General features: G+C 70.4%; 26 protein-coding genes. 13 read left to right on the forward strand and 13 right to left on the reverse strand.

Annotated elements, in window-relative coordinates:
• The first annotated feature begins 2 nt into the window (after nucleotides 1–2).
• Complete coding sequence (locus ACWPN7_RS30055) at nucleotides 3–710, forward strand: HisA/HisF-related TIM barrel protein (RefSeq protein ID WP_459197383.1); 708 nt, start codon at nucleotides 3–5, stop codon at nucleotides 708–710.
• Between the two features lie 5 nt (nucleotides 711–715).
• On the opposite strand, the gene fae is transcribed toward ACWPN7_RS30055, so the two are convergent.
• The 7 genes from fae to ACWPN7_RS30090 are packed head-to-tail and all read right to left on the reverse strand — an operon-like array spanning nucleotide 716 to nucleotide 7,104.
• Nucleotides 716–1,243, reverse strand: coding sequence for a formaldehyde-activating enzyme (gene fae, locus ACWPN7_RS30060; RefSeq protein ID WP_275945596.1), 528 nt, complete (start codon nucleotides 1,241–1,243; stop codon nucleotides 716–718).
• 11 nt (nucleotides 1,244–1,254) lie between these two features.
• A complete protein-coding gene (locus ACWPN7_RS30065) occupies nucleotides 1,255–2,199 on the reverse strand; it encodes a triphosphoribosyl-dephospho-CoA synthase (protein ID WP_459197382.1) in 945 nt (314 codons plus the stop codon).
• Entirely contained in the window at nucleotides 2,196–3,083 is an 888-nt protein-coding gene (locus ACWPN7_RS30070) for a RimK family alpha-L-glutamate ligase (RefSeq protein WP_459197381.1), read from the reverse strand. Before ACWPN7_RS30070 ends, ACWPN7_RS30065 begins: the two co-directional genes overlap by 4 nt.
• Entirely contained in the window at nucleotides 3,073–4,062 is a 990-nt protein-coding gene (gene mch / locus ACWPN7_RS30075) for a methenyltetrahydromethanopterin cyclohydrolase (RefSeq protein WP_459197380.1), read from the reverse strand. The genes ACWPN7_RS30070 and mch overlap by 11 nt, the downstream gene beginning before the upstream one ends.
• The gene (locus ACWPN7_RS30080) at nucleotides 4,062–5,213 is read right to left on the reverse strand and encodes an ATP-grasp domain-containing protein (protein ID WP_459197379.1); all 1,152 of its coding nucleotides are present in this window, start codon (nucleotides 5,211–5,213) and stop codon (nucleotides 4,062–4,064) included. The genes mch and ACWPN7_RS30080 overlap by 1 nt, the downstream gene beginning before the upstream one ends.
• Nucleotides 5,179–6,075, reverse strand: coding sequence for an NAD(P)-dependent methylenetetrahydromethanopterin dehydrogenase (locus ACWPN7_RS30085; RefSeq protein ID WP_459197378.1), 897 nt, complete (start codon nucleotides 6,073–6,075; stop codon nucleotides 5,179–5,181). The genes ACWPN7_RS30080 and ACWPN7_RS30085 overlap by 35 nt, the downstream gene beginning before the upstream one ends.
• A 33-nt stretch (nucleotides 6,076–6,108) precedes the next feature.
• Nucleotides 6,109–7,104 (reverse strand): beta-ribofuranosylaminobenzene 5'-phosphate synthase family protein, encoded by a 996-nt coding sequence (locus ACWPN7_RS30090; RefSeq protein ID WP_201043895.1) that lies wholly within the window; start codon nucleotides 7,102–7,104, stop codon nucleotides 6,109–6,111.
• Between the two features lie 133 nt (nucleotides 7,105–7,237).
• On the opposite strand from ACWPN7_RS30090, the gene ACWPN7_RS30095 reads away from it, so the two are divergent.
• From ACWPN7_RS30095 to ACWPN7_RS30145, 11 genes are all read left to right on the forward strand, one after another.
• Nucleotides 7,238–7,615 carry a 4a-hydroxytetrahydrobiopterin dehydratase gene (locus tag ACWPN7_RS30095; RefSeq protein WP_459197377.1) on the forward strand — a complete coding sequence of 126 codons (378 nt, stop codon included), beginning with the start codon at nucleotides 7,238–7,240 and terminating at the stop codon, nucleotides 7,613–7,615.
• Between the two features lie 4 nt (nucleotides 7,616–7,619).
• Nucleotides 7,620–8,921, forward strand: coding sequence for a formylmethanofuran dehydrogenase (locus ACWPN7_RS30100; protein ID WP_459197376.1), 1,302 nt, complete (start codon nucleotides 7,620–7,622; stop codon nucleotides 8,919–8,921).
• On the forward strand, nucleotides 8,915–10,567 hold the full coding sequence (locus ACWPN7_RS30105) for a formylmethanofuran dehydrogenase subunit A (RefSeq protein WP_459197375.1): 1,653 nt from the start codon (nucleotides 8,915–8,917) through the stop codon (nucleotides 10,565–10,567). The genes ACWPN7_RS30100 and ACWPN7_RS30105 overlap by 7 nt, the downstream gene beginning before the upstream one ends.
• 13 nt (nucleotides 10,568–10,580) lie before the next feature.
• A complete protein-coding gene (gene fhcD, locus ACWPN7_RS30110; RefSeq protein ID WP_149649155.1) occupies nucleotides 10,581–11,480 on the forward strand; it encodes a formylmethanofuran--tetrahydromethanopterin N-formyltransferase in 900 nt (299 codons plus the stop codon).
• Complete coding sequence (locus ACWPN7_RS30115; protein WP_456522085.1) at nucleotides 11,477–12,301, forward strand: formylmethanofuran dehydrogenase subunit C; 825 nt, start codon at nucleotides 11,477–11,479, stop codon at nucleotides 12,299–12,301. Before fhcD ends, ACWPN7_RS30115 begins: the two co-directional genes overlap by 4 nt.
• Nucleotides 12,302–12,314: 13 nt before the next feature.
• Complete coding sequence (locus ACWPN7_RS30120) at nucleotides 12,315–13,505, forward strand: ABC transporter substrate-binding protein (protein ID WP_459197374.1); 1,191 nt, start codon at nucleotides 12,315–12,317, stop codon at nucleotides 13,503–13,505.
• 39 nt (nucleotides 13,506–13,544) lie between these two features.
• Nucleotides 13,545–14,525: a PQQ-dependent catabolism-associated beta-propeller protein gene (locus tag ACWPN7_RS30125; RefSeq protein ID WP_459197373.1), complete on the forward strand. Its 981-nt coding sequence runs from the start codon at nucleotides 13,545–13,547 to the stop codon at nucleotides 14,523–14,525.
• Nucleotides 14,526–14,694: 169 nt separating this feature from the next.
• Nucleotides 14,695–15,489, forward strand: coding sequence for an ABC transporter ATP-binding protein (locus tag ACWPN7_RS30130; RefSeq protein ID WP_459197372.1), 795 nt, complete (start codon nucleotides 14,695–14,697; stop codon nucleotides 15,487–15,489).
• Entirely contained in the window at nucleotides 15,486–16,301 is an 816-nt protein-coding gene (locus ACWPN7_RS30135) for an ABC transporter permease (RefSeq protein WP_040136627.1), read from the forward strand. The genes ACWPN7_RS30130 and ACWPN7_RS30135 overlap by 4 nt, the downstream gene beginning before the upstream one ends.
• Nucleotides 16,302–16,395: 94 nt before the next feature.
• Entirely contained in the window at nucleotides 16,396–16,578 is a 183-nt protein-coding gene (locus ACWPN7_RS30140) for a hypothetical protein (protein ID WP_014242235.1), read from the forward strand.
• A gap of 52 nt (nucleotides 16,579–16,630) precedes the next feature.
• Entirely contained in the window at nucleotides 16,631–17,035 is a 405-nt protein-coding gene (locus ACWPN7_RS30145; RefSeq protein WP_014242236.1) for a hypothetical protein, read from the forward strand.
• A 12-nt stretch (nucleotides 17,036–17,047) separates the two neighbouring features.
• On the opposite strand, the gene ACWPN7_RS30150 is transcribed toward ACWPN7_RS30145, so the two are convergent.
• The 6 genes from ACWPN7_RS30150 to ACWPN7_RS30175 all read right to left on the reverse strand — a co-directional run bounded on the left by ACWPN7_RS30150 (nucleotide 17,048) and on the right by ACWPN7_RS30175 (nucleotide 21,386).
• On the reverse strand, nucleotides 17,048–17,752 hold the full coding sequence (locus ACWPN7_RS30150) for a (5-formylfuran-3-yl)methyl phosphate synthase (RefSeq protein ID WP_149649148.1): 705 nt from the start codon (nucleotides 17,750–17,752) through the stop codon (nucleotides 17,048–17,050).
• A complete protein-coding gene (locus ACWPN7_RS30155) occupies nucleotides 17,749–18,327 on the reverse strand; it encodes a DUF447 domain-containing protein (protein ID WP_211103662.1) in 579 nt (192 codons plus the stop codon). The genes ACWPN7_RS30150 and ACWPN7_RS30155 overlap by 4 nt, the downstream gene beginning before the upstream one ends.
• Nucleotides 18,324–19,691, reverse strand: coding sequence for a DUF6513 domain-containing protein (locus ACWPN7_RS30160; RefSeq protein WP_459197371.1), 1,368 nt, complete (start codon nucleotides 19,689–19,691; stop codon nucleotides 18,324–18,326). Before ACWPN7_RS30160 ends, ACWPN7_RS30155 begins: the two co-directional genes overlap by 4 nt.
• Nucleotides 19,684–20,325, reverse strand: coding sequence for an amino acid kinase family protein (locus tag ACWPN7_RS30165; RefSeq protein WP_459197370.1), 642 nt, complete (start codon nucleotides 20,323–20,325; stop codon nucleotides 19,684–19,686). Before ACWPN7_RS30165 ends, ACWPN7_RS30160 begins: the two co-directional genes overlap by 8 nt.
• A complete protein-coding gene (locus ACWPN7_RS30170; RefSeq protein ID WP_200775079.1) occupies nucleotides 20,322–20,756 on the reverse strand; it encodes a dihydroneopterin aldolase in 435 nt (144 codons plus the stop codon). The genes ACWPN7_RS30165 and ACWPN7_RS30170 overlap by 4 nt, the downstream gene beginning before the upstream one ends.
• Before the next feature lie 63 nt (nucleotides 20,757–20,819).
• Nucleotides 20,820–21,386 carry a DUF3280 domain-containing protein gene (locus ACWPN7_RS30175; RefSeq protein WP_247891671.1) on the reverse strand — a complete coding sequence of 189 codons (567 nt, stop codon included), beginning with the start codon at nucleotides 21,384–21,386 and terminating at the stop codon, nucleotides 20,820–20,822.
• Between ACWPN7_RS30175 and ACWPN7_RS30180 the strand changes: the two genes are divergently transcribed.
• Nucleotides 21,385–22,014 (forward strand): hypothetical protein, encoded by a 630-nt coding sequence (locus tag ACWPN7_RS30180; RefSeq protein WP_492273646.1) that lies wholly within the window; start codon nucleotides 21,385–21,387, stop codon nucleotides 22,012–22,014. The two genes, ACWPN7_RS30175 and ACWPN7_RS30180, sit on opposite strands and share 2 nt — an antisense overlap.
• The last annotated feature ends 9 nt before the right edge of the window (nucleotides 22,015–22,023 follow it).

The following is a 22,023-nucleotide window of genomic DNA, read 5'->3' on the forward strand; positions in this document are numbered from 1 at the left end:
AAATGTTCCACGTCGTTCCGGTGATCGACCTGAGGGAAGGCGGCGTGGTGCACGCCCGCCGCGGCGACCGGGGCCGTTACCCGCCCCTGCGCTCCTCGCTGTGCGCCGGCAATGACCCGGTGGCGGTGGTCGGCGGCCTGCTCCGCCTGCATCCGTTCCCGGTGGTCTACGCCGCGGACCTCGACGCCATCCAGGGCACCGGCGACAACCGGCCAACGCTGGCGCGGCTGAAAGCGACTTTTCCCGATGTCGGATTCTGGGTCGATGCCGGGTTCCGCACCGCCGATGCGGTGCGCGGCTTCGTCGCGTCGGGGCTCGGCGACGCCGTGCTCGGCAGCGAGAGCCTGCACGATCTCGCGCCGCTGGCCGCGCTGAAGGGCGATCCGGCCTGGGAGCGGTTGATCCTCTCGCTCGATTTCCGCGACCGCTTCGTCGGGCCGCCGGACCTGCCGGACCGCCCCAATCAGTGGCCGCGTCGGATCATCGCCATGACCTTGGCCCGCGTCGGATCGGGCGAGGGGCCGGACTGGAACCGTCTCGCGGAGATTGGCCGGACCAAGCCGCAGGCCAGCCTGTTCGCTGCCGGCGGGGTGCGCAACGGCGACGACCTCCATGACCTTGCAGCCCGCGGCAGCGCCGGCGCCCTGGTGGCGACGGCGCTGCACGACGGCCGCATCGGCGGCGCGGAGCTGGCGGCCCTGTCCCGATAAGCCCATCACGCGGCGAAGGGGTGCTTCACCTTGTCCTTCTGGTTCATCAGGTCCTGCGCGCTCGGGAAGCTGGCGACGGCGCGTTCGATGGCTTCCTTGGTGGCGCGGTAGTTGTAGTCTTGGATCTTGGCGTTGTCCTTGGCCTCCCAATGGATGAAGACGCCGACGCAGATGAAGATGTTGTCGATCTCGTCCTGCGGGATGGTGCCTTCCGACACGCAGTCGGCCACAGCCTTGGCGACGGCGTGCTGGGCGGGGCCGAACATCTGCACCGCCTGTTCCGCGCCCTTGATGGTGACCTTGTTGAACAGGATCGTCGCCGGCTTGCACATCAGGTTGGGTGCGACGACCGCGAGAAGGGCGGTGAAGCCGTCCTTGTTGTTGGTCAGCGCGTTGCAGAAGGCCGTTTCCACGGCGCTGCCGCGCGGTCCCATGATCAGGTCGATGTGGGCGACCTCGTTCCCATCACCGACCAGCGACTCACCGACGAGCACGCGGTTGATCTTCGTGGACTGTCCTCCCCACATCGGCATGTCCTCTCTCCCTAGTGTTGCCGGCGTTCTTCGTGGAGCGCGTCTTTTCGAAGAACGTCCGTTATGACGGGCGGCTGCGGGGATTGCATGAGCCAGAACGCAAGGAGGCAACCCACGACAATATCCGCGGTCGTTCCCGGGTTGACGCCATTGTATTTGAGGTCCCGGTCCAGTTCCGCCAAGCGCGATCGCGTTAGCGTGAATGCACGATCCGAGGCCGTGTTTTCCCTCAATTCCGAAGCCCGTGCGCGTAACCATTCAGACCGCTCCCGCCCGTATTTTCGGATGACATGGCTGTCGGGCAGGGTGGCGAGGAATTCGACACAAATCATTTCCGTGGCCTGCTCGAAGCCCGCCCCGGCCGCCAACCATCGCCGCAGGCTCGGCACGCCGGTGTCGAAGATGTCCGCGAAGCCCGTCGCGTATTGCCGGGCGATGGTGTCGCGGTCCTGCGCCTCCCGCATGGCGTCAAGCAGGGTCACCCGCGCCGGGGCGTGCACGTCCGCCCCCTCCACGCGGCCCAGCCCGCCGGGTTTGGCCAGCGTGATCGCCTGGAACGCCAGATCGGCATCCGCCACCGTCAGGCTGGCGAGGACATGGTCCAGCCGCTCGCGCAAGGGGGCGTTTCCGGGCATCAGCGCGGCCTGGGCCAGCGGTGCGGCCAGCAGCAGGATGCCAAGGTTGGTGTTGCAGCCGACGGCGTCCCGCGTGGCGCAGACGGCGGCGTGCAGCCGCTCCCCGACGCTCAGCCCCGGCCGCGCGAGGATGGGCGCGGTCGCGTCGGCGCTGGCGAGGAATTGGGCGACGGTCATGCCGTGCCCTTCGGCATGGATGTGGACGTTTCCGGGCTTCAGCGCGCGCAGTTCCATATGGCAGGCGGCGCGGTAGGCGCTGGCCACGCCGGAGGCCGGGTCGGGGGGAATCGGTGCCCAATCAATCATGTGCCCGCCGATCATGCGCCGACCCGCTCCACAAAGTCGGCGGCCAGGGCGTCGGCAATATCCACCGCGCTGACCCGTTGCAGGCCCTGCCACGCCGGCATGCTGTTGACCTCCAGCACCAGCCAGCGATCCGCACGGTCCCGGATCAGGTCGACGCCGGCGTAGCTCGCGCCGACCGCCGCGGCCGCGCGGACGGCAAGCGCGGCAGCCTCATCGTCGGCGGGGGCGGCCTCGCACGTCGCCCCCTGATGGACGTTGGTGATCCAGCTCCGCCCATGCCGGGTCATCGCGGCGACCGCCCGCCCGCCTGTCACGAAGACACGGCGGTCCCGCCACGCACCTTCGGTCCGTGGCGGTATGAAGGGCTGGAGGTAGTAGACGCCGCCGACCGCTTCGGCGTCGGGCAGCGCGTCGGGTCTGTCCAGCCGTTGCAGGCCGCGACCCTGCGCGCCGAACAGCGGTTTCAGGACTTGGGTGGGCGCATCATCGAGGATGTATCGGGCCGGTTCGGCCTCCTGCGTGGCGAGGGCTGGCGGGGTCGGCAGGCCGGCGCGGAAGAGAAGGAAGCTCGTCATGCTCTTGTCCACGCAGCGCTCGATGGCCCGCGCGTCGTTGTGGACCGGCACCCCGAGGTCGCGCAGCGCGTGGAGCACGCCGAGGCGCAGCGTCACCTGCTCGAAGCTGCCCTGGCCCACCGCGCGGACGAAGACGCCTGCCGGCAGCGTGTCCTCGAAGCCGGGGATCAGCAGGCCCGTCGCCGTGTGGCCGACGGCGATCCCGCAGCGCCGCGGCGAGACGCAGCGGCAGGGCAGTCCGCGCGCCTCGATGGCCCGGACCAGCCGCGGCGTGTGCCAGTCTGGCCGTTCGGTGAGGATCAGGGCCACGCGCTCACCGGACATCGCGGAACGAGCGCTCCACAAGGTCCGGTGCCAGGGTGCCGCCGTGGAAGCTGCGCCCGCTGTCCAGCGCGGTGACGGTCACGCGCGCCGGGCTGAACAGCATGGAATCGATGGCGTAGAAGTCCCCCTTCGCCGCCGCGAAGATCTCCGCGAAGGGGCGTCCATGGTCGCGGGAGGCGGCGGAGGGCAGACGGTGTGCCAGATCCTCCGCCGCGTCGTCAGGGCCGGTGACGTGGAGATGGACCGTACCGCCGTAGAGGATCGCGTCGTTGGTCCGGCCCATGGCGGTGAGGAAGCCGCCGCTCGCCGGCGGCAACGGTGCCATGCCGATGCCGTCGACGACGCGGCCGAGCGGGAAGCCGAGCGCGTGCAGCTTGTGCAGGGCGACCTCCAGCACGCGGGCGACCACCTGGGTGGTGCCGGCGAGGCTCTGGGTCGGGGTGAGGACCAGGGTCAGCCGATCCGCGGCGATGCCGCAGGTGGCGGCGATGTGGGCGATCAGATCGGCGGGCGGCACCGCCGTCGCCTCCATGACGAAGGCCGCCGCGTCGGCGGCGTCGCGGTAGTCCAGCTCGTCGAACAGCGCCTCCTGCCGGGCCAGCGCGCGGCCGGGACCGGAGCCCAGCGCGAAGAAGGCGCCCTTGCCGCTGCCGTGGCTGAGGCTCCAGCCGGCGTATTGGCTGCCGAGGCAGGCGAGGACCGGCTGCGCGCTGTGGACGGTGACGCCGAATGGCCAGGATGGCGGGCCGGGGACCGGTCCAAACGCGACCCGGCCAAGGCCGCCCATGCACAGTTCGGCGATGCGCCGTCCGGCTTCCAGCCCGCCGGGATGGCCGATCCCGGCATCGACGACACAGGCCCCGCCGACCCTCTCGACGCCGAGGCGAAGCACCGGGGCATCCGCCACCAGCCGTTCGATCAGCGGCGCCGACAGCGCGGCGAGGCTGGGGCGTGGATCGGACGGCGTTTCCGTGGTCATCACTGCATCTCCATCGCGGTCAGGGCCGCCAGTTCGCGTTGCCGCCGCTCGGCGTGGCGCCGCGCCGCGGTGGCGCTGGGACCCTCCCCGAACACGGTGCAGACCGGCTCGCCGCGCCCGATGATGGTCGGTGCCGCCGGTCGGTCCGCGGTCCAGACCGGCCAACGCCGACCCGCCTCGATCCGGGTGGCGGCGTCGGCGTAGAGCACCAACGCTGCCCGACACTTCAACAGCTTGGGAAGTTGCTCGGGCAGACGCCCGGCGCAGGCGTCGAAGTGAAGGCCAAGCAAAGGTGGCATCGGTGGACGGTCGAAGACGTCCAGCGTCGCGCCCGGTCGCGGGTTGATCTCCAACAGATGAAAGTCCGGGCCGGTCACCAGGAAATCGGCGCTGTTCAGTCCGACCAACTCGAACGCCGCCGCGAGGCGGCCGATCATGGCGGGCAAAATCCGGGTCCAGCGCTCCGGACAGCGCCAGGGTCCGGCGGCACCGCCGTAGCGGTAGGGGCTTGCCGCGGTCGGCACGGTCCACTGCCGGCTCAAGCCGACGATGACCGCGCGGTCGCCGTCTGCAAGGAAGAGGACCGACAGGGCATGACCGGCAACGCGGCGCTGGATGTACCAGCCCAGATTGGCTTTACCGTCCGTTGCTGGGGTGATGTGCGCGCCGCCGCTGCCGCCGATCCGTTTCCGCAGATGGTCGCCGGGCGATCCGTCCCAGGCCGGCGCGACCGGAGGATGGGGGATGCCGAGCCGGTCCAGGGTCGCGGCGAAGCGGAACGGGTCCTTGACACGTGCCACCACCTCAGGCCGGTTGCCCATCAGGGGGCGATCCTCCGCGAGGCGCGCCAGCAGCGCCGGATCGTCTTCGAAGCCGGCACCGTAGACCAGCGGCACGCCTTGCAGCTCCGCCCGCGCCAGAGCCTCCCGAAGGGCTCCAAACTCCAGACGCAGACCTTCGGCGGGCAGACGCAGGCAGGGCTCGGCAAGCTGTCTGGTGTCGAGATCGGCGAACAGATCGATGGACGCCGGCCGCCGGCCGGCGCGGCGGGCGGCGGCGGCGAGCGCCCGCGCCGACAGGGCCGCGACGAGGATGTCCGGCCTCTCCACCACCGACTCAACTGGCGATCTGGCGGGCGGCGTCGTAGGCATCGCAGAAATCCAGATACACCGCCGTCTTTGCTGCGGCGAGGCGCGTCAGCAGGGCGTGCTGCACCCGGAACTTGACGGCGCCGACCGCCAGCGCGCCGACGCCGACACCGCGCCCGGTGGCAAGCGGCGTTCCGTTGTCCTTGGGGCCCACCCCTTCGATCCCGGACGGCGGAACCGCGTTGATGTCCGCCGCAACCAGCAGGCGGCCCGCCGCGGCGAGGTTGCGCGCGGAGAGGATCTGCACGCCGGCCCGCCCGCAACCGAACACCACCTCGGCATCGGCGAGCAGCGCCTCCCGCGCCGCGTCGTCGGGCGCGTCGGCGCAGGCCAGCTCCACCCCGAAGCGCCGCCGGAACTCGGCGGCCTTCGGCTCCACGCCCGACAGGCCACGGTGGCTGACCAGGGTGACGCGCGCGCCGGCGAGGGCCGCGATCACGGCGGCGATTCCGCCGACCACGCCGGTCGCGCCGAACACCTTGAGGGTCAGCCCCTTGATCCCGTCCGGGTGGCTGCGGCGCAGGGCGCGCTCGACGACGGCGACCATGGCGCCGGCCGTCGTGAAGGCGCCCGACGGATCGACCATGACCGAGATGGTGAAGGGCGCGAACATGGCCTTGCGGGCGGCGTCCATCATGTCGAGCGCCAGGACCGCGTCGCGCCCGCCGATGAACAGCCCGGTGCGCGCCGCGTTCGCCGGGTCGCGGGAGAACATCGCATCCTGGGTGATGCCGGTGACCTCCTCCAGCGCGACGCCGGTGTAGGGGAACAGCGGTCCCATGCCGGCGTCCGCCGCCATGTTGACGTCGAAGGCGCTGACGTGCTTCAGCGGCGTCAGCATGTGCAGAACATAGGGTGCGGCCATCGCGCGCCTCCCGCTTGGCTCGGGTGTGAGGGGTCAGGAGGCCCGCAGCACCACCCGGTCGGTGGTGGATTCCAGCGTCGCGCCGTCGTTGCGGCCACGGGCCAGATGGAAGTCCAGCGCGGACCCCGCCCAGCGTCGCCGCGCCTCCGCCAGCAGGGCCTCGGCCCGCCGGGCGTCGCCGACGATGGCGAAACCGGTCGGCCCCCAGGACGTCTGTCCCACGCCGGGAATGCCCTCGGCCTCCAGCCACGCCAGCGCCTCAGCCACCAGGGGGCTGGTGAAGCGCCCGCCTTGGACCGGGGCGAAATGGTCGCCCACGGTGCGTTGCAACTCGCCCACCGCCCGCCCGAAACGGTCGGCATCGCCCTCGATCAGCGCGGGAAGCGCCGCCATGACGATCAGGCGGCAGAGATGCCCGGCCCGCTCCGCCGGAAAGGGCGGCAGCGCCTTGAAGGCCTGCAACTCGGCGGTGCCGTGCAGCCCTTGGCCGTCGCGGTGCAGGATCAGCAGGACGCGCCACGTCTCTGGAAAGGGCAGGCGTGCGATGATGGGCGGCGGCGCGTCGTCCGGCCCCCGGCCCCCGTCGAGGATTACGCCGCCCCTCTCGAAGGCGCCGATCCCGATGCCGGAGCGGGCGCCGCGCTCCAGTTCCGCGGCGAGGCGGCGAACCGTCGAAGGACGCCCGTGCAGATGGGCGAGCGCGGTGCCGACCGCCAAGCCGAGTTGGGTGCCGGACCCCAGCCCGACATGCTCGGGAATCGCTTCCTCCACCGTCAGCTCGGCACGGGCCGGCCAGCGGAAGCGGTCGCAGACCGCCCGCGCGGCTTTCAGCGCGCGCTCCGCCGACGGGCCGCTCGCGCAGAGGCGGTCGGATGGGCGTGCCCGCAGCGTCGTCGCCATCCCGTCGAGCGTCAGGCCCAAACTGCCGAAGCGGCGGCCCAGACCGCCGTTCATGTCGAGAAACCCCAGATGCAACCGCGCGGGCGCCGTGACCCGCACCTCCCTGACTTCATCGACGCCGAGTGGCATGAGGACCTCACTCGCTTAAGGAAAGTTGCGTCGTTCTTTTAGTCATGATAATCTTTCGTTAAAGAAAGACCCCGATCCAATAGTATATACCTCTTCGGGGTGAGGACTGTTCGGTCACTTCGGGGAGGAAGACATGACCGCGGTTCAGGAAACCACCTATTCCGATACGGAAATCGTTGAGCGACTGCAGAAAATATTGCCGCGGTGGCGGTTCGAGGACGGCTGGATCCGGCGGAAGTACAAGACGAACAGTTGGAAGGGCACCCTGATGGTGATCAACACGGTCGGCCATCTGGCCGAGGCCGCGTGGCATCATCCGGACCTCACTGCCTCCTACGCCTGGGTCGAGGTGCGGCTGAAGACCCACTCGGCCAAGGGCATCACCGACAAGGATTTCGACCTCGCCCGCAAGATCGAGGAGGTCATCCAGTGGCAGCCCGCCCGCGACGGCGACGCCCTGGAGGGCACGCCCCGCGACGACCCGCGCTTCGCCTACATCAAGTACGACTGACGGCATGGCGAGCGAGCGGCCAACCCCTCCCGTCGCGCGACCCGTCGTCCATCGCGACGTCGTGTGCCCGTTCTGCGGCCTCGGCTGCGACGACCTGACCGTCGAGGAAGAACCGCCGTCGACGCTGGCGGTGCGCTCCACCGACTGCCCGGTGGCGCGCGAGCGCTTTTCCCGCACGCCGCCGGCAGAAGCGCCGCGCGTCGCGGGCGTCGCAGTGCCACTGGCGGAGGCGGTGGAGGCCGCGGCGGCGGTATTGGCGGCGGCGCAAGCGCCCCTGGTGGCCGGGCTCGGCACCGACGTCGATGGAGCGCGGGCCGCCCTGTCGCTCGCCGAACGGCTGGGGGCGGTGGTCGATCACGCGTTGTCCGACGGGCTGTACCGAAATCTGGCGGTGCTTCAGCGCACGGGCTGGATCGCGACGACCCTGGCCGAGCTGCGCAACCGCTGCGACCTGTTGCTGGTGGCCGGACCGGACCCGGCGGCGCTGCATCCCCGCCTCTTCGAGCGCTGGGTGGCGCCCGCGCCGGCCTTCCAAACACCGCCGTCACGGGAGGTGGTGTTCCTGTGCGGCGCGCCGCTGGACAGCACCCTGGCGGCACTTTCCAACCTTCCTGTCACCATTTTGCCTGGGGACCCGGCGCGGGTCGGGGACGTGGCGGCGGCGCTGGCCGCGGCCTTGGCCGAGCCGTCCCGAGCGGCGGGAGCCGCTGGTATCGCCGCGGAGGATATCGCCGCCCTGGCGGAGCGGCTGCGCAAGGCGCGCTACGCTGTCGTGGCATGGGCCGCCGCTGCTTTTGCAAGCCCGCACGCCGACCTGACGGTGGAACGGCTGGTCGGTCTTGTGCGCGACGCGAACCGGCACACCCGCTGCGCCGGTCTGCCGCTGGCCGGGTACGACAACGTGGTCGGGGTCAATCAGGTCTGCACGTGGCGCTTCGGCGTGCCGCTGCGCACGTCGCTGGCCGGAGGGGCGCCGCTGCACGATCCCCATCGCTTCGCCTGGGCGCGCTATGCGGCGGTGGCGGACGCCGTCGTCTGGGTGTCCGCCTTCCGGCCGGAGGTGCCCGCCTTTCCGGCGGAGCGGACCGTCATTGCGTTGGGCCCGCCGGGAACGGCCTTCACCGACGAGCCGGCGGTGTTCATCCCCGTCGGCACGCCGGGCATCGACCATGCGGCCCACGTCTTCCGCAGCGACACCGTGGTCGCCCTGCGCGCGCGGGGCCTCATCGACCGTGGTCTGCCGGACGCCGCGACCGTGCTGAAGGCCATCGCCGCCGCCCTGCCAGAGGAGGCCCCCGCATGCTGACGAAGCTCGCCGGGGGGCGCATTTACGACCCGGCCAACGGGCGCGACGGCGCGGCGGGCACCCTGTTCGTCCGGGACGGGCGGATCGTCGCCGACCCCGGACCCGGCGCCGCGCCGGACGAGGTCCACGACCTGTCCGGGCGGGTCGTGATGGCCGGTGCCATCGACATCCACAGCCACATCGCCGGCGGAAAGGTCAACATCGCGCGCCTGCTGATGGCGGAGGAGCATCGCGCGGCGGCGAATGAGCCCTGCGGTTGCGTCGGCGGCCTCGCCACCCCCTCCACCCACGTCACGGGCTGCCGCTACGCCCAGATGGGCTACACGGCGGCCTTCGAGCCGGCGATGCTGCCGAGCAACGCCCGCCACGCGCATCTGGAAATGGCGGACATTCCGCTGATCGACACCGGCGGCTATCTGGTGCTGGGCAACGACGACCTGCTGCTGGAGCTTCTCGCTTCCGGCGCCGGGGAGGCGGCAGTGGCCGATTACGTCGGCTTCATGCTGAACGCCACGCGCAGCCTCGCGGTCAAGGCGGTGAATCCCGGAGGCATCAACGCCTTCAAATACAACCAGCGCCGCCTCGACGTGGACGAGAACGGCCCCTTCCACGCCATCACGCCGCGCCGCATCCTCACCGCCCTGGCGGGGGCGGTGCAGCGGCTGGGCATCCCGCACCCGCTGCATCTGCACGGCTTCAACCTCGGCGTGCCGGGCAACGTCGAGGCGACGCTCGACAGCATTGCGGTGGTCGACGGTCTGCGGCTCCACCTCACCCACGTTCAGTTCCACGCCTACGGCGCGGAGGGCGACCGGAAATTCTCCTCCGCTGCCGCGCGGGTGGCCGAGGCGGTCAACCGACGGCCCAACATCTCGGTGGACGTCGGGCAGATCATGTTCGGCCAGACGGTTACGGCCTCGGCCGACACAATGGCGCAGATGAACAACGCCGGGCTCGCCCACCCGAAGAAATGGGTGATGATGGACATCGAATGCGACGCCGGCTGCGGCGTCGTGCCCTTCCGCTACCGCGACAAGGCCTTCGTCAACGCGCTGCAATGGGCGATCGGGCTGGAGCTGTTCCTGCTGATCGAGGACCCCTGGCGGATCTTCCTCACCACCGACCACCCCAATGGCGCGCCCTTCACCAGCTATCCCGAGCTGATCCGCCTGTTGATGGACCGCGATTACCGCCTCGCCCGAATGGCGGAACTGCACCCGGCGTTGCCGGAACACACCATCTTGGGGTCGCTGACGCGCGAGTATTCACTGGGCGAGATCGCCACCATGACCCGCGCCGCGCCGGCGCGCATCCTGGGCCTGACCGACCGCGGCCATCTCGGCCCGGGGGCAGTCGCCGACATCACCGTCTACACCGACCGGCCGGACCGCCGCGCCATGTTCGAGAAACCGGACTTCGTCTTCAAGGACGGCCGGCTGATCGTCCGCGACGGCGTGGTGGTGGCGTTCCTCCAGGGGCGCACCCATGTGGTCGAGCCCGCCTATGACCCGACAATCGAGTCCTGGATGGCGCGCCGCTTCGACGAGCGCATGGGCCAGCGGCTGAGGCACTTCCGCATCGCGGAGGAGGAAATCCGCGGCGGCAATGGCTTGGTCCGCCACGCGTGTCAGCCCGGATCATTTTGATGGGGGCGTTCTGATGCGGCTCAACGGCGTCCACATCGAGGACACCTTCGCCGAGGCCTTCCCCATGCTCGGCACGCGGCTGGTGATCACCGCCGACACGCCGGCCTGGGTGCAGGCGGCGGTGGTCAGCATGACGGGCTTCGCCACCTCGGTGATCGCCTGCGGCTGCGAGGCGGCGATGGAACGCGTGTTGCCATCCGATGAGACCCCGGACTCCCGGCCCGGCGCCGCGGTGCTGCTGTTCGCCATGTCGAAGGCGGAACTGGCGAAGCAGGTGGCGCGCCGCGTCGGGCAATGCGTCATGACCTGCCCCGGGACGGCCTGCTACGCGGGGCTGCGGGAGGGTTCTGCGATTCCGCTCGGCAACGCGCTGCGCTATTTCGGCGACGGCTGGCAGATCGCCAAGCGGGTCGGGTCCCGCCGTTATTGGCGCATCCCGGTCATGGACGGCGAATTCCTGTGCGAGGCGGCCACCGCGGCGGTCGACGGCGTCGGCGGCGGCAACTTCATCATCCTGGCGGCCGACCGCCGCGCCGGGCTGGCGGCGGCGCAGGCCGCGGTCCTGGCGATCCGCGAGCTGCCGGGGGCGATCCTGCCCTTTCCCGGCGGGGTGGTCCGCTCTGGCTCCAAGATCGGCGGCAAGTACAAGGGCATGATCGCCTCCACCAACACCGCTTTCTGCCCGACCCTGCGGGCGGCGGTGCCGGTTTCGCTGGTGCCGGAGGGAGTGGAATCCATCCTCGAACTGGTCATCGACGGGGTCAGCGAGGCGGCGGTCGCCGCCGCCATGCGCGCGGGCATCGCCGCCGTGGCGGACCTCGGCGCCGCGGGTGGGGTGGTGTCGGTCACCGCCGGCAATTACGGCGGCAAGCTCGGCCGCTACCAGTTCCGGCTGCATGAGGTGATGGCATGAGCGGCATCGTCCTCACCATTCGAGACCCTGCCGGTCCGCCCATCGACATGACCGGCGTCCTGCCTGAACGGCTGATTGAGGGCGGGCGGGAGGCGCTGGCCCGGCTGATGCTGGTCCGTGGACGGGGGCGTTACCGGTTGGACGCGCTGTTCACGCTGGAGGACGGCGGCCCTCCCGGTACCCTGGCCCTGCGGCCCGGTGGCGCGGTGCTCGACGGGGTGGGGACCGGCATGAGCATTGGAGAGATTCGGGTCGAGGGGGAGTGCGGCGCCTACGCCGGCAGCGCCATGCGCGGCGGCACGCTGACCGTCGCGGGGAACTGCGGCGCCTTCGCCGCCGCCGAAATGTCCGGCGGGCACTTGAGCGTCGCGGGCGATGCCGGCGATTTCCTGGGGGCGCCGCTGGCCGGCGGCACGCGCGGCATGAGCGGCGGCTCCGTCGTTGTTGCGGGCAACGCCGGGGACCGCGTCGGCGAGCGGATACGGCGGGGGCTGATCGCCGTCCACGGCCGGGTGGGGAGCCTGTGCGGCGCCCGGATGATCGCCGGGACCATCGTCGTCGGCGCGGGCTGTGGTCCCGATCCGGGGCAGGCCATGCGGCGCGGCTCCATCCTGCTGCCCCAAGCGCCGGATGCCGTTCCGTCCGGCTTCGTCGACGGCGGCATGAACGACTGGCTGTTTTTGGACCTGATGCGGAAGGAGCTGATTGATGGCGGGGCTTGGCCCAGTGGATTTCCAACCGCCGGAACCCGCGCCCGGCGCCTTATCGGCGACCGGTCGGCCGGGGGGATCGGAGAGGTGCTTATTCTTGCGGAGGCATAACGGGCGCGCTCCGGTGAGCCGGGCCTCCGCCCTTCTGACCATCGCCGCGGCGCTCCTGCTCGGGTCTCCGGCGTGGGGCGCCGATCCGCTGGTGGTCCGCATCGGCTATCTGACCCGCGCGGAGGAGCCGCGGATCCCCCAGACTTTCCTCGAACCGGTGTCGGAGGACGAGGGCGTCCAGGGCGCCCGCCTGGCCATCGTCGACAACAACACGACCGGGCGGTTTCTCAACCAGCGATTCGATCTGGTCAAGGTGACGGTGCCGGAGGACGGACGCGTCGAGGACGCCGTGCGCGACCTCGCCGGGCAGGGCGTGCGCCTGCTCGTCGCCGACCTGAAGGAGGACGCCCTGCTCGCCGCGGCGGCGGCGCCCGAGGCGGCCGACATGCTGATCTTCAACACCCGCGCCCCGGACGACGACCTGCGCAACGAGCGCTGCCGCGCCAACCTGCTGCACGTCACTCCCAGCCGGCGGATGCAGGCCGACGCGCTGGCCCAGTACCTCGCCTCGCGGAAATGGATGAACTGGCTGCTGGTGGTCGGGCGGACGCCGCAGGACGCCGCCTACGCCGACGCGATCCGCGCCGCCGCCAAACGCTACCGCGCCAAAATCGTCGAGGAAAAGCGCTGGACCTTTGAGGACGCGAACCGCCGCGTCGACACCGGGCATGTCACCGTCCAGTCGGAAATCCTCACCTTCACCCAGGGCACCGAGCACGACGTGCTGGTCGTCGCCGACGAGGCGGACGGGTTCGGCGAGTATCTGCTCTACCAGACGTGGCTGCCCCGCCCGGTCGTCGGCACCCATGGGCTCGTCCCGACCGCGTGGTCGCGCGTGCATGAGCAGTGGGGGGCGACGCAGATCCACAGCCGCTTCGAACGGCAGGCCGGGCGCTGGATGCGCCCGCGCGACTACACCGCCTGGATGGCCGTTCGCGCGGTGGGCGAGGCGGCGACGCGCACCAAGTCCGCCGACCCCGCGGCGCTGGCCGCCTTCGTGCGCGGCCCGGACTTCACCCTGCCGGCCTTCAAGGGGCAGGGGCTGACCTTCCGCGACTGGGACGGGCAGCTTCGGCAGCCGGTGCTGCTGGCCGGGCCGAGGGTGCTCGTCTCTGTGTCGCCGCAGCCGGGCTACCTGCACCAGTTCTCGGAACTCGACACGCTCGGCGACGATCGCCCGGAAAGCCGGTGCCGCAACCGCTGAGAAAAGCCCCGGCAGGGGGCAACCATGGGAGGGAACGTGATGTCGTTAACCGGAGGAGCCGCCCGGATCGGCGCTTTAGCGTTGCTGGGCTTCGCCGTCGCCCAGCCCGCGCAGGCGGACACGATCTTCGTGTCGAACGAGAAGAGCAACACCGTCTCGGTGGTGGACGGCGGCAAGCTTCAAGTGGTCGCCACGATCAAGGTCGGCCGCCGGCCGCGCGGCATCACCTTCAACGAGGACATGACGCAAATCTTCGTCTGTGTCGGCGACGACAACCGGATCGACGTCATCGACGTGGCGACCCAGAAGGTGGTCGACCGATTGCCGTCCGGCCCCGATCCGGAGCTGTTCGTTCTGGACCCGCAGGGGCACCGGCTCTACGTCGCCAATGAGGACGACAACATGGTCTCGGTGGTGGACATCGCCAGCAAGAAGATCATCGGCGAGATCCAGGTGGGGGTGGAGCCGGAGGGCATGGGCGTCAGCCGGGACGGCAAGATCCTGGTGAACACGTCCGAAACGACGAACATGGCCCATTTCATCGACACGGAGTCGCACAAGATCATCGACAACGTGCTGGTCGATGCGCGCCCGCGCGTCGCCCAGTTCACCGGGGACGGGCGGTTCGTCTGGGTGTCGTCGGAGGTCGGCGGGACGGTCAGCGTCATCGACGCGGCCTCGCGCAAGCTCGTCCACAAGATCAGCTTCGCGGTCCAGGGCGTGCCGCGCGAATCCATCCAGCCGGTCGGCATCCAACTGACCAGCGACGGGCAGCGGGCCTTCGTCGCCCTCGGCCCGGCCAACCGGGTCGCCGAGATCGACGCCAAGACCTACGAGGTGAAGCGCTATCACCTCGTCGGCCAGCGGGTGTGGAATCTGGCGCTGTCGCCGGACGAGAAGCGCCTCTACACGACGAATGGCGTCAGCAACGACATGTCGGTGATGGACCTGGAGCGCGGTCGGGTCGTGAAGTCGATTTCGGTCGGCGGCGCGCCCTGGGGCGTGATCGTCAAGCCGTGATGGGGGCTTTCCTTATCCCTTCTCCCCTCTGGGGAGAGGGTTAGGGTGAGGGGGTTGCGCTTTTGCCGGACATACCGCCATGGACATCCACCTCACCGGCCCTGCGGGCCACCCTCTCCCCGGAGGGGAGAGGGTTTGGACAGCGGCAGTGATGGGCGATGGAGACGACATGGATTGCTTCGAAACGGCGCCTTCCGACCCGCAAGCCCGTTCCGGCGCCGCCGCGGCGCCTCCGGTCCTGGCGGTCGAGGGGCTGAGCCACAGCTTCGGGGCGCGGGCGGCGCTGGACGGCGTGTCGTTCGGCGTCCCCGCGGGGCGGTTCACCGTGCTGCTGGGGCTCAACGGCGCCGGGAAGACGACGCTCTTCTCCCTGATCACGCGGCTCTACAACACCCGCCGGGGGAGCATCCGGGTCTTCGGCTTCGACATGCGCCGGCACCCCGCCCAGGCGCTGGCCCGCATCGGCGTGGTGTTCCAGCAGCCCACACTCGACCCGGACCTGACCGTCATCCAGAACCTGCGCTACCACGGCGGGCTTCATGGTCTGGCGCCTTCCGACATCGAGGCGCGGGCGGGCGAGGAACTGGCCCGCATCGGCTTGTCCGAGCGCGCGGACGAGCGGGTGCGCACCCTGTCCGGCGGGCAGCGGCGACGGGTGGAGATCGCCCGCGCGCTGCTGCATCGCCCGAGCCTGCTGCTGCTGGACGAGCCGACCGTCGGGCTCGACATCGAGCTGCGCCGGCAAGTCCTCGACCATGTGCACGATCTCTGCCGGGAGCGCGGGCTGGCCGTGCTCTGGGCAACCCACCTGATCGACGAGGCGCGCGACGGCGACGGCGTCGTGGTGCTGCACCGCGGGCGCGTGATGGCCACCGGGCTGGTGGAGGCGGTGCGCGCTACCACCGGCGCCGCGACCCTGGGCGACGCCTTCGCCCGGCTGACGGCGAAGGGGGTCCGGGAATGAACGCGACGCTCCACTGGCGTTGCCTGCGCGCGGTCATCGTCCGCGAGGGGTTGCGCTTCGTGCACCAGCGCGAGCGGTTCTTAGCCGCCCTGGTGCGGCCGCTGGTCTGGCTGGCCATCTTCGCAGTAGGGTTCCGCGCTGTGCTCGGCCTGTCGATCATCCCGCCCTACGAGACCTACATCCTCTACGAGGATTACGTGACGCCGGGGCTGGTGGCGATGATCCAGCTGTTCAACGGAATGCAGAGTTCGCTGTCCATGGTCTATGACCGGGAGATGGGCAGCATGAAGACCCTGCTGGTCAGCCCGCTGCCGCGCTGGTACCTGCTGGTCTGCAAGTTGCTGGCCGGCGTTCTGGTGTCCATCGCCCAGGTCTATGTCTTCCTCGCCATCGCCTGGTTCTGGGGCGTCCAGCCACCGGAACTCGGCTATCTCGCCGTTCTGCCGGCGCTGGTGCTGAGCGGGCTGATGCTGGGCGCGCTCGGTCTTCTGCTGTCCTCCTTCATCCGGCAGCTGGAGAATTTCGCGGGCGTGATGAACTTCGTCATTTTCCCGATGTTCTTCGCCTCCTCCGCGCTCTACCCGCTGTGGCGCATCCGCGAGGGCAGCCCGACGCTCGCCTGGATCGCCGGGATCAACCCCTTCACGCAGGCGGTCGAACTGATCCGCTTCGCTCTGTACCTGCAATTCAACGGCACGGCGTTCCTGGCCGTCACCGCGTGCCTCGCGCTGTTCCTGGGGGGAGCGATCCTCGCCTACGATCCCGGTCGGGGCTTTTGGGCCCGCCGCGGCGGGCCGGCGGAACAGGGGTGACACGACGGGCGGAACCGCGCCGGGCGACCTGCGGTTGATGGCACAGACGACCGTCCGGTCATCCCGCCGGGCGGGCTCGGGTGGAGGAAACGTCATGACGGGAAAATCCGACAAGCCTCAGGACCAGCCGCGCGGCGAGAAGAGCGTTCTCGGCAGCGAGCAGGAATTCAAAAAGGACGAACCGCAGGACGCCGGCCGGGACGAGCGGGCAAAGGAGGACATCGGCCGCATGGGCGAAGCGTCCCGCCAGAACCGCAGCACGAAGGACGCGGGTTAGCAGCGCCCGATCTTTCCCAGATTCGTCCAACATCATGCCGGAGGACAGGTCCATGAAACATCTGCACATCCTGGCCGGTGCGTCTCTGCTGGCCCTCGCGTCGGCCGCGGCGGCGGTTCCGGCGTCGGCCCAAACCACGGGCGGCGCGATGCCTCAAGGCTCGGGAAGCCAAAGCTCCAGCCCATCGACCGGCGCTCTGCCGGACAACTCCCTGGCCGGGCAGCGGCAGGGCACCGTCGGCGGCGGGGTCACTCAAGGCGGCGGACAAAGCGGCACGTCCGGCTCCACGACGCCCGATTCTTCGGCGTCCGGTGCGTCGGGCGGTTCCACGAGCGGCACCGGCGCTCTGCCGGACAACTCCCTGGCCGGACAGCGGCAGGGCACCATCGGCGGCGGCTCGGTGACGCAGGGTGGCAACGCCACCTCCCAACCGCCGAAGCAGGGGTCCGGGCAGTAGCGGGTCGCGCGTTCAACCGGTGAAGGGCTGTTTCGGGACGGCGTCGCGGACCGCGGCCAGCGCGGCCGGGTCCAACACGCCGCCCCGGTCGGCACCGGCGCACAGCGCGGTGCGGAAACCGAGATAATCGGGCACGAGCGGCAACAGCGTGGGAATGTCCTCCAGGCGCAGTGAACCGGCGAGTCCGGTCAGGAGGCCATGATCGCGCGCCTGTGCCAGGAAGCGCGCCAACTCGTCTTTCGTCTTGTGTCGCAGCAACCCGCCGGAGCCTTTCCCCGCGGTGTCGAGCATGGCTCCGGCGAAGCCGGCTCTCGCGATATCGGGAAGCAGAGTGTCAGGGTCGTTCCAAAGATCGGCGAACAGCACAGCGACGATACGGGCGCCCCGCCGCGTGTCGGGCGCCAGTGCCTTCACGCAGCCCGCCGGATCACCGGATGGGAACAGGCCGATCTTGACGTAATCGACGCCGCAGGCCCAGGTTTCGACCACCCGCCCCGCCACGATCGCGGGGGCCATCGGCAGGTCACCCACGGTGGCGCTCAGCGGCGCGCGGACGGGCCATTGGCGGGCCGTATCGACGGCGCGGACAATGCCGTCCAACGGCCACGCTCCGAGCGCACCCGTTTTCGGGTTCTTCAAATCCAGAATGTCCGCACCACCCCGTGCGGCGAGCGTCAGTTCCGCAAGGGACGCAACGCTGGCGAGCAGCCGGGTCACGGTGCTTTCCCCCCGCTTGCCCGGTGTTCGGCGATGCGGTCGAGCAACCAGCCCCACGCTTCCAGCTCCACGGGGCCGGCGGTCTTGCTGATGGCGATGGACAGATAGTCGATTTCGCGGTCGATCTTCTCGGGCGGCAGGAGATGCAGGCGGCTGACCAGGATCGCACCCTCCACCACGGCGGCCTGCGCCCGGTTGAATCCACGAAAGGGGCGATGGGTGACGCGATGCACCGGGCGGCAATCCAGACGCGGGCGCACGCCGTCGTCCTCCACCGCGGCCACGTCCAGTTCCTCATGCGCCAGCGCCCCGGCGAGCACCGCGCCGCGGATGCGTTCCGCCGGGACGGTCGGCCAGTCGCGTTGCCGCCCGGTGACGCAGCCGGCGAACACCCGGACGTCGTCGGTGAAGTTCACCACCGCGCAGCGCGTGGCGAGCAGGTTGTCGAGCGTGCGCGACGGGCGGAAGGGGGCCAGGACATAGCCGGTCTCCGTCACCGTGGCGCCCATCGGGGCGACGTGGACGGCGCCCGCCGCGTCGCAGCTCGTGATGATCGTTTCGCGGATGAAGGTCACGTCTCGCCCCCTCCGGTGTCGCCGGGCGCGTCCACCGCCACGCCCCATCGCAGTTCGTTGTCCTGGCTGTAGCGCTTGCCGAGCTGCCAGGCGATCTGCGCGCGGGCCAGTTCCGCCCCGAGATAGAAGGCGTGCCCCATATCGGTGCGGGGATCGATGTGCGGGAGCAGGGCGAAGGGATCGCCGGCCACATGGTGCCCATCGCGGTTGTAGAGATGGAGCCCCTGTTCGGTCACCTCGATCCGGTAGTTCGGGTCGCGGATGCGGGCGGCGAGGTCGGCCACCTGCTCCAGCGTGCTGGTGAAGGGCTTCCGGTCGCGCAGGCAGAGCAGGGCCTCGCCGAAATTGCGGGGCAGGGCACCGGCCTCCGCGGCGGCGAAGAACTGGCGCCGCGCCGCGTCGAACTCGCGGATGGTCCGGCGGCAATGGGGGCTGACCTGAACCGTCAGGATGTGGTCGATGCGCAGTTCGGAGACGATCCCCATCAGCAGCGCGGTCATTCCCGGCGTGTCGGCGTCGGTCAGTTCGGTGACGTTGCCGACCCCCATCAGGATTTCCAGGTCGGGATGGTGCACCCGGACCTCGCGGTAGCGCAGCAGGGAGTCGGTGAAGCCGTGATGGATCGGCTCCAGGATCGGGTCGGCGATGCAGCGGCGTCCCGCGCCGCGGACCGCGTCCAGCGCCCGGTCAAGCGACGGAAGATCCCCCGGCGTGGTGGGGATGACGATGGGCACCGCGTCGGTCTCGCGGGCGACCCAGGCGGTCTCCTCCGTCAGGCTGAGCAGGTAGGAGGCGCCCGCCGCGGCGCCGCGCAGCAGCTCCTTGGGGTCGAGGGAATCGACGCTGACCGTGTGGCCGGCCTCGCGCAGCGCCGTCACCGCTTCCTCCAGATGAGGAAAGGGATGGTCGGGCAGCCCGCCGAGGTCGATCACGTCGGCGCCGTCCGCCGCGAAGCGGGCGGCGCGGTCCAGGATCGCCGGCACGCCGAGCAGCGGCGCCTCGACGATCTCGGCGAAGATTTTTGTGCGGTAGCGGCTGAGATCGAGCGGGGCGGCCTGACGCCGGAAATGCTGGGGCAGATCATCCAGCTCGTCGGGACCGCGCTCGAAGGGCACGCCGAAATGGGCGGACAGCCGGTCGAGGTCGCCACGGAACCGCCCCGGCAGCAGAACGAGGTCGGCGCCCTCGGTCGAGGCGAGGCGGCGCAGCACGATCTCCGTCGTCGCCAGCGCCGCGACCTTGATGCCGAGATTGACCACGGTGGTCCGGAACTCCAGCGGTTCCAGCGCGGCGAGCACATGGCGCAGGCGCGGTTCGGCCAGCGCGCCGGTCAGGAACAGGACATGCTTGGGACGCTCAGCCATCGGCGTCCTGTTGATCGTCGGGCAGGGCAAGGTGGGTACCGCACGGGTTGCCCTGGTCAAGCGCCTTGGCGAAGCGCCGGTGCTCGTCCCGCGACACGCACCAGACGGCCCCGCCGTAGCGCGCCATGCGGTCCGGCAAGGCCGGATCGACGATGCCCTCCGTTACGAGCTGCGTCACGGAGGCGACGGCGTCCGGCAACGGAGCGGACTTGACGAGGACCGCGCAGCTGGCGCCGAGCGCACCGGCCAGCCAGACCGCCAGACTGTCGGACGTGACGTCCCAGCTCTCCGCCACGTCGGCGTTGTCCGCCAGGGGAAGCGGCATCCAGACGGTCGGGCTCGGCCGGCCGCGCAGATCGACGAGGCTACGGGCGGGGGTCAGCCGCGGCTCCAGGTCGGCGAGGGCGGTTCCATACTGCTCCATGGCGAGCAGGGCCATGCGGTGGGCGGCGCGGTCGCTGAAGCCGAGCGCCGGCTGGGCGTCGCGGACGGCGTCGGCGAAGGGACCGCCGCCGGGGACGATCACGACGCGCAGGCGCCGCGCCGCGGCCAGGATCTCCAGCCAGCGTCGCAATTCCGGGGCGCGCCACAGGCTGCCGCCCAGCTTCACGACCCACAACGGCGCGCTGCTCATGATGCCGTTCGCGCTCCCTCGGGACGGGAACGCTCGATAACGATGCCGACGCCGCCGGATTCCGGGACGACGTCCAGCTTCTCCACCTGCACCCGCGCGCGAGTCACCTCCGGGTTGGAGAAGCACAGCGTGAGAATCCGTTCGCCCAGCGTCTCGACGAGGTTCACGTGGGCGCCGTCGCGCAGGGCGCGGATGCCGTCGATCAGGAAGTCGTAGGACAGCACCTCGTCCAGGCTGTCGGTCATCGGCCGGTCGGGCCAGGGCAGCGTCAGCGAGACGTTGATCCGGACGCGCTGCGTGCGCTCCTTTTCCTCGTCCCAGACGCCGATCCGGAACTGGTCCACATAATCGCGCAGCGTGATGTCGTAGTACCGGACGCGGCTTGCCGCCGGGCGGTACGGCACATAGGAGAGCAAAGCGTCGTCGGCCAAGCGATCCTCCTACCCGTGTCGGACGAAGGTTGGCTCCCCCGCCTCGGATGTCGTCAGGGTCCGTCACCGGTCGGACGGCGGCGCGGCCAGCAGGCGGTGACGCAGCAGCCATTCAACGCCGCGCCGCCATGACCGCTCGTTGTCGCCGCGGATGTCCGCGTTCGCGACGGCGATGACGTCGCCGTCTCCGCCGCCATCTCCGGTGCGGCGCATTATAATCTGCATGTTGAGGATCAGCGTGCTGATCTTATGGATGAAACCCGTCACCACGATGTCCGCGCCGGCCCGGCGCCCGAGGTCGCGTTCGCAGCCGTTGCACCGATAGAGCGACGCCGGCACCTCCGCGGCGACGGCGCTGTCGCGAACGCCGGTCACCTCATAGCCGCCGTCCTTCAGCCCGTCGCGCAGCAGCGCCGTCACCCTTTCCAGCCGTCCGGCATGGTCCGGATTGGGAGGTTCCCGGCTGGTGTCCACCAGCTCCAGATCGAAGACCAGAACCTTGGCCGGCGCCTGCGCCGCCGCCGCGCCGCTCAGCAGCAGGAACAGGAGCGCCGTCGCGGCGAACTCCGTCGGCCTCATCCGAATGGGTGGATGGGCAAGGGCGCCCGATGTCCGGCAGAATCCCATCATGCGTCACCGCTCCGCTGTCCTTGCCGTCGCGTTGCTCACTCTGGCGTCTGTCCCAGCGGCGTCCGTCCCGGCGGGGGCGGCCGGGAGCGATCCGGATTGGCCCTGCGTCCAGATCCTCGTGCCGACCCTGTCGTCCGGCCAGATCTGGCCCGGCGACCCCATCGAGGGGAAGGAAGGCGACTGGCGCGACATTCCCGGTACCGAACCGGTCCTGAAGCAGCTCCTCGACCGCCGGCTCGATCCGGAGCAGGAGCAGGCGGCGATCGACCGCTTCGCCGACCAGCTGGAGGCCAACGGGGCGGCGGCGGACCGCAACGCCGCCCTCACCGCCCTGTTCGCCGGAGCCTTCGACGCGCTCAACCAGGAGCGCGGCCAAGCCATTTCAGCCATCAAGCGCTACGCCCACCAGCAGCGCGTCCTGCTCGACAGCATCGATGCGGCGCTGACCCGTCTCCAGACGCTTCCCGCCGACGCCCCCGAGGCGACTGCGTTGCGTGAGGAGATCGCGTGGCGGCGGCGCATCCTCGACGAGCGGCGGCGCAATCAGACGGCGCTGTGCGAACAGCCGGTCCAGTTCGAACAGAAGGCCGGCCGCATCGCTCGGGGCATCGCCGCCCGCCTGGACTGAGGCGAGCGG

It is taken from the genome of Azospirillum sp. UENF 312511, assembly GCF_058780635.1.

Coding starts and splice junctions, on each gene's coding strand:
- ACWPN7_RS30055 (WP_459197383.1), top strand. CDS start 3: ATGTTCCACGTCGTTCCGGTGATCGACCTGAGGGAAGGCGGCGTGGTG.
- fae (WP_275945596.1), bottom strand. CDS start 1,243: ATGCCGATGTGGGGAGGACAGTCCACGAAGATCAACCGCGTGCTCGTC.
- ACWPN7_RS30065 (WP_459197382.1), bottom strand. CDS start 2,199: ATGATCGGCGGGCACATGATTGATTGGGCACCGATTCCCCCCGACCCG.
- ACWPN7_RS30070 (WP_459197381.1), bottom strand. CDS start 3,083: ATGTCCGGTGAGCGCGTGGCCCTGATCCTCACCGAACGGCCAGACTGG.
- mch (WP_459197380.1), bottom strand. CDS start 4,062: ATGACCACGGAAACGCCGTCCGATCCACGCCCCAGCCTCGCCGCGCTG.
- ACWPN7_RS30080 (WP_459197379.1), bottom strand. CDS start 5,213: ATGCCTACGACGCCGCCCGCCAGATCGCCAGTTGAGTCGGTGGTGGAG.
- ACWPN7_RS30085 (WP_459197378.1), bottom strand. CDS start 6,075: ATGGCCGCACCCTATGTTCTGCACATGCTGACGCCGCTGAAGCACGTC.
- ACWPN7_RS30090 (WP_201043895.1), bottom strand. CDS start 7,104: ATGCCACTCGGCGTCGATGAAGTCAGGGAGGTGCGGGTCACGGCGCCC.
- ACWPN7_RS30095 (WP_459197377.1), top strand. CDS start 7,238: ATGACCGCGGTTCAGGAAACCACCTATTCCGATACGGAAATCGTTGAG.
- ACWPN7_RS30100 (WP_459197376.1), top strand. CDS start 7,620: ATGGCGAGCGAGCGGCCAACCCCTCCCGTCGCGCGACCCGTCGTCCAT.
- ACWPN7_RS30105 (WP_459197375.1), top strand. CDS start 8,915: ATGCTGACGAAGCTCGCCGGGGGGCGCATTTACGACCCGGCCAACGGG.
- fhcD (WP_149649155.1), top strand. CDS start 10,581: ATGCGGCTCAACGGCGTCCACATCGAGGACACCTTCGCCGAGGCCTTC.
- ACWPN7_RS30115 (WP_456522085.1), top strand. CDS start 11,477: ATGAGCGGCATCGTCCTCACCATTCGAGACCCTGCCGGTCCGCCCATC.
- ACWPN7_RS30125 (WP_459197373.1), top strand. CDS start 13,545: ATGTCGTTAACCGGAGGAGCCGCCCGGATCGGCGCTTTAGCGTTGCTG.
- ACWPN7_RS30130 (WP_459197372.1), top strand. CDS start 14,695: ATGGATTGCTTCGAAACGGCGCCTTCCGACCCGCAAGCCCGTTCCGGC.
- ACWPN7_RS30135 (WP_040136627.1), top strand. CDS start 15,486: ATGAACGCGACGCTCCACTGGCGTTGCCTGCGCGCGGTCATCGTCCGC.
- ACWPN7_RS30140 (WP_014242235.1), top strand. CDS start 16,396: ATGACGGGAAAATCCGACAAGCCTCAGGACCAGCCGCGCGGCGAGAAG.
- ACWPN7_RS30145 (WP_014242236.1), top strand. CDS start 16,631: ATGAAACATCTGCACATCCTGGCCGGTGCGTCTCTGCTGGCCCTCGCG.
- ACWPN7_RS30160 (WP_459197371.1), bottom strand. CDS start 19,691: ATGGCTGAGCGTCCCAAGCATGTCCTGTTCCTGACCGGCGCGCTGGCC.
- ACWPN7_RS30165 (WP_459197370.1), bottom strand. CDS start 20,325: ATGAGCAGCGCGCCGTTGTGGGTCGTGAAGCTGGGCGGCAGCCTGTGG.
- ACWPN7_RS30180 (WP_492273646.1), top strand. CDS start 21,385: ATGCGTCACCGCTCCGCTGTCCTTGCCGTCGCGTTGCTCACTCTGGCG.
- ACWPN7_RS30175 (WP_247891671.1), bottom strand. CDS start 21,386: ATGATGGGATTCTGCCGGACATCGGGCGCCCTTGCCCATCCACCCATT.